The sequence below is a fragment of the Streptomyces sp. NPDC059398 genome, from assembly GCF_042751845.1.
In the GTDB taxonomy this organism is placed as follows: Bacteria; Actinomycetota; Actinomycetes; order Streptomycetales; family Streptomycetaceae; genus Streptomyces.
Genome location: NZ_JBHYWP010000190.1, coordinates 1 through 4,411 on the forward strand (window position 1 = coordinate 1; position 4,411 = coordinate 4,411).

General features: G+C 70.3%; 2 protein-coding genes. One reads left to right on the forward strand and one right to left on the reverse strand.

What is annotated here, in order from left to right; genetic code table 11:
- Positions 1–247 precede the first annotated feature (247 nt).
- Positions 248–2,518, reverse strand: a complete 2,271-nt coding sequence (locus ACFXBC_RS34755; protein WP_385034013.1) for an ATP-binding protein — start codon at positions 2,516–2,518, stop codon at positions 248–250.
- Between the two features lie 997 nt (positions 2,519–3,515).
- Here ACFXBC_RS34755 and ACFXBC_RS34760 point away from each other — a divergent pair.
- Positions 3,516–4,361, forward strand: a complete 846-nt coding sequence (locus ACFXBC_RS34760; protein WP_385034016.1) for a helix-turn-helix transcriptional regulator — start codon at positions 3,516–3,518, stop codon at positions 4,359–4,361.
- Positions 4,362–4,411 lie beyond the last annotated feature (50 nt).

Genomic DNA, 4,411 nt, shown 5'->3' on the forward strand with positions numbered 1-4,411 from the left:
CCCGGCCCAAGTACGTCCAGTACGACGACTTCCGGCCGGCACGCCGAGAGCATGCACCGGACGCCGCTCCTTGACGGGCAAACCCTGCCTGCCGCGGCACTGGAGTCCGGCCGGGCCACAGACCGCTCCGCCCCGCCCCGCAGCCACGGCCCCGCCCCCCCCGTTCGGGGCCACGGGCCGGGGCGGGGCGGAGCACCACCGGTACGGACGAACGCCCCGGTGGGCCTCGTGATCCGGACGGCACGGCCTACGGCAGGCGGACCTGCTCCATCGCCTTCCGTACGTCCTCGACGCGCGGGTCGTTCATCTCGCTGTACGCGTTCAGGGCTGCGCCCCAGGAGGCTGTCGCCCGTGCCTCATGGCCCAGTTCGTGCAGGATGTCCCCCTGGCGGGCGAGCGATTCGGCTTCGCCCCACCGGTCCCTCGCGGAACGGTGGAGTCCGACGGCGAGTTCGGCGTACCGCAGGGCCTGCTCGCTGTCGCCGCGCGACTGGTAGATGATGCCGACCTTGATCAGGCTCCGCCCCTGGCGCTGGTAGTCCCGGATCTCCTCGCAGATCTGCAGCGAGTCCCGCGCGGCGGTCAGCGCCGCGTCCGGCCTGCCGGTCCGGGTCTCGATGTCGCACAGGGTGCCGAGCGCCGCGGCCTGGCCCTCGTGGCTGCCCGCCTCGGTGAAGATGTCGAGCGCGCGCACGGCGAAGTCATGGGCCTCACCGAGATCGCCGTGGTCGCGCACCGTGATGGCGCAGTTCTCCAGGGCCCATCCCTCGCCCGGCCGGTCCTGGACACGGCGGAGCAGGACCAGCGCCTCCTCGCAGAGACGGCGGCTGCGCCGGCAGTCGCGCAACCACCAGCAGGCGTACGCCAGATGGGTCTTGATCCACCCCGCGGCCCGGTCGTCGCCGGTCTCCAGGGCCGCCTTCTGCGCGAGTTCGTGCGTCAGTATCCAGACGGACCAGGGCTTGCGCAGGATCAGATAGTCGAACAGGCGCAGTCCCAGCAGGACCACCTCGTCACGCAGCCCGTGCTCCGCCGCGAGTTCGCTGACCGGCATCAGGTTGGACAGCTCCGAGTCGCACCAGCGCAGCGCCGCCACCGCGTCGTCGAAGGCGGCGGGGGCGTAGTCGTCGTGCCGCGGCTGCCAGCGCACCCAGTCCAGACTCGTACGGAACGGGGCGAGGTGGGCATGGGTCGCCGACACCATGCGGATGTACCACTCCACCATGCGCTCGACGGCCTGGCGGCGTGACTCCGCCACCTCGTCGACGAGGACACGCTCGGCCGCGTAGAGCCGTAGCAGTTCGGGGAGCCGGAGGCCGTCGTCGCCCAGCGCCTCCAGCAGATGCATGCTGTGCAGCTTCTCCAGGAGCGCCGCGGTCTTCGCCGGCGGGCGGGCGCAGAGAGCCGCGGCGCAGGCGGGGGAGATGCGCACCCCCGGGTGCAGGCTCAGCAGCCGGAACATCCGCCTGCTCTCGGGGTCCAGTTTGCGGTAGGACCAGGAGAACACGGTGCGCACCGCGACCGGTTCGTCGGGCGAGAGCACTTCCAGCTGCCGGCGCTCCGCGACCAGATTGGCGAGCAGCTGCTCCAGACCGATGTGCGGGTTGCTGACCGCCTGCTCGGCCACGATCCGCAGGGCGAGCGGCAGATGACCGCAGCGGACGGCCAGTTCGTCGAGGACATGGGCCTCGGCGTCGGCCCGCTCGCCGATCGCTGTCCGCAGCAGCAGTACGGAGTCTCCGTCCGACAACGGCTCCAGAGTGACCCGGGTGGCGTGGGTGCGCACCGCCATGGCGAAGAGCCTGCTGCGGCTCGTGACCACGACGACACACTCGCTGGAGCCCGGCAACAGGGGCTCCACCTGGGAGAAGTCCGCCGCGTTGTCCAGGATCACCAGGGTCCGGCGGCCGGACAGCATCGTCCGGTAGAGCGCCGCGCGTTCGTCGACGCTCCGCGGTACCTCGTTGAGCGGGCAGCCGAGCGCCACCAGGAACTTCTCCAGGGCGTCCTGCGGAAGGACCTGCGACTGGTTGCTGGAGTAGCCGTGCAGATCGACGTAGAGCTGACCGTCGGGAAAGAGCCGGGCGACGCTGTGCGCCCAGCGCAGCGCGAGTGCGGTCTTGCCCACACCGGGCGGGCCGTCGACCGCCACCACATGCGGTGCGCCCGGGTGGTCGGGCTCCTGGAGCGCGCCGTTCAGCTGTCCGATGGCGCTCTGGCGGCCTACGAAACCGATGGTGACACCGGGCAGTTGGGCGGGGCGCACCAGATGCGGCGGGGCGGCGGCCGGAGCGGGATCGGCCGCGGCGAGGGCCAGCAGCCTGCCGCCCGCGCCCAGGACCTCGTCGCACCGGCGCGCCAGATCCTCGGACGGCCGTCTGCCGTGTCTTATCTTGCTCAGCCAGCCGGCCGTGTAGCCCACGTGCTGTGCCAGCTTGCGCCAGGAGAGCCCGCGCTCTTCCAGTAGTGCCGCGAGTTCCCTGCTGAAGGGGGTGGCCCCGTCCGGCTCGGCAGCCAAAACAAACCTCCTGCTGCGCTGGATATCGACAACGATGTGCAGGTCAGTGGGGCTAGAAGCGGGGCCTGGAAAGGCTGCACATCCGCACATCCCGGCAGATCACACCGTTCGCCACCGACCGCACCGCTGGTCTCGTCATCGACTCCCCGTTTCCCCCGTGGTGCCATCAACGCCATCCTCCGTTACGCGGACCCGGCCGCCGAACGCGATAGTGCGGTGAATTCCCTTCAAGTGAACGAGAAGGGCAGACGGTGGTTCCAGCGGAATCGGGGGGCGCAACCTGCCCACTGTAACTGTGGTCAAGTTAGGGAGCAAGAGAGTTTCCTACTGGCCGGTCGGGTGAACTCAGGGGCCCGAATCGGCGCCCGTTTCCCTGCCCGATCCGGTAAAAGGCGGGCCGGTCCGGGCGGGCGCGGTTTCGCAACGCACCCGCCTGACCTGAGAGTTCGTGCCGTCCCCTTCGTCGCCGGGGCCCTCGGGCCCGGCCGCCCGTCGTTCACGGGGTGTTCACCGCGGGAGGATTTGGCACACCTTCCCCCGTGCTCCCCGTGTTCGGATTCGGAGTTCCGGTGGAAAGCCGGGAAGGTATACCGGGCGGGCGGCCGAAATGCTACGTCAACGATTCGGAATACTTTGTTCCGTTCTTTTCTCTCCTTTGGGGCGCCTTGTTTCGGTGCCGTGAATTCCACGGCCGGGCGGAAGGTGCTGACCTGGCCGGTACCCGGCCTGGGCGGCTTCCCGCGGAGCGCCGGGCCCGGTCACTCGCCGGGGGGCGTGCCGGAGTGAAGGTGCTGAAACCTGTGAAATCGCCAGAAAGTTGGGTAAGTTGATGTAAGGCGGCAAAAGGGTCGAACGGCCCCGGTCCGGTGGTCCTTGGGGGCGAATTCCAGACAGTGTCGGGCGCAATCCAGGGCTTCGGACGCACCCCTGTGCGGGGCCGCCGGGCTGTCCCGCCGGCGGGACAACCGATCAGAACCGGGCTGCTACTGTGGGTGAGATGCCTGCCACACCCCCCGACTCCGACGGCGCCGGCCGAAGCTCCCTCGGAGCCTTCATCAGGTCGCGTAGGGAGCGCCTCTCGCCCGCGGACGCCGGTGTCGCCGACACGGCCCGCCGGCGGACGCCCGGACTGCGGCGCGAGGAGGTAGCCGTACTCTCCGGAGTCAGCCTCAGCTGGTACACGTGGCTGGAGCAGGGGCGCGACATCAAGGTCTCGCGCCAGGTGCTCGGTTCACTGGCCCGCGCTCTCCGGCTGTCCGTCATGGAGGAGCAGCACCTCTACCGGCTCGCGGGGGAGCTGCCGCCGGCGGCCGAGAGCGGCAGGGCGTGCCCGGTGGCCGCCGGCCATCTGCAGGCCGTACTGGACGCCCTCAACCCCAACCCGTCGTTCCTGCTCGACCAGCACTGGGACATCCTGGGCTGGAACCGGGCGGAGACCGGGCTGTTCACCGACTTCTCCGAACTGCCGGAAGCCCGCAGGAACATGCTGTGGATGATTTTCGGGTGGGGCCCGGCCCGGGAGCTGATGACCGACTGGGAGCAGCAGGCGACGCTCGTGCTGGCGCAGTTCCGGATGACGGCCGACGAGCATCCGGCGGACCCCAGGTTCGGCGAGATCACCGCGGAACTGCGGTCCGCGTCACCGGAGTTCGCCCGGTACTGGGAGCGGCACGAGGTGGCGGGGTACCAGCCCGTCCTCAAGCGGTTCCAGCACCCGCGGGCGGGTGCGCTGTCGTTGCGCCAGTCGAAGCTGATCGCCGCCGACGACCCCAGGATCCATCTGGTCACCCGGCTCCCGGTCGACCCGCAGAGCGCCGCCCGGCTGCCGCTGCTGCTGGACTGAGCCGCGGGCACCACCGACGACGACGCCGGCCCGGACGACCTGAAGAAGGT